Genomic DNA, 644 nt, shown 5'->3' on the forward strand with positions numbered 1-644 from the left:
CTCACCTACAACGCCGAGGAGAATCGCCCGATGCTGTCGATCAATGAGGCGATCGGCTTCGTCCCGGTCGCGTACGAGGGCGCATGGAAGAAGGTGCTCGTCTGAACGCCGGGCGGGGGGTGAGCCACTTCTGCCCGCACTGCCGGCGCGTCAGCGCACGCGCTGGCAGTGCGGGCAGAAGTGGCTCGACCGGTTCATGAACGAGACTCGGACGATCGGTCGGCCGCAGCGGGGACACGGCTGACCGGTCCGCCCGTAGGCGTTCAACGAGTGCGCGAAGTACCCGGCCTGACCGTTGACGTTCACGTACTGCGCGTCGAAGCTCGTTCCGCCCTCGGCCAACGCCTTCTCGAGTACCGCTCGAACCTCCCCCAGCAGGCGGTTCACCGCGCGGGTCGGAAGGGCTGCGCCCGGCGTCTCGGGGTGGATTCGCGCCGCCCACAGCGACTCGTCGGCGTAAATGTTGCCGATGCCGCTGGCGACCGTCTGATCGAGGAGCACGCGTTTGATGCCGGAATTCGTCCGTGCGATGCGCGCGCGGAATCGGGCCGCGTCGAACGCGGGGTCGCGCGGATCGCGGGCGATGTGCTCCACCTGGGTCGGCCCGCGCGGGCGCACCGGTCCCCGACCGGCCGCGGCACCGT

1 protein-coding gene is annotated in these 644 nt (G+C 69.7%); it reads right to left on the bottom strand.

What is annotated here, in order from left to right; translation table 11 throughout:
* Positions 1 to 150: 150 nt before the first annotated feature.
* On the bottom strand, positions 151 to 644 hold a 494-nt coding region (locus NS220_RS19065), incomplete at its 5' end, for a zinc finger domain-containing protein (RefSeq protein WP_275934695.1).

It is taken from the genome of Microbacterium testaceum (assembly GCF_001476655.1).
In the GTDB taxonomy this organism is placed as follows: domain Bacteria; phylum Actinomycetota; class Actinomycetes; order Actinomycetales; family Microbacteriaceae; genus Microbacterium; species Microbacterium testaceum_C.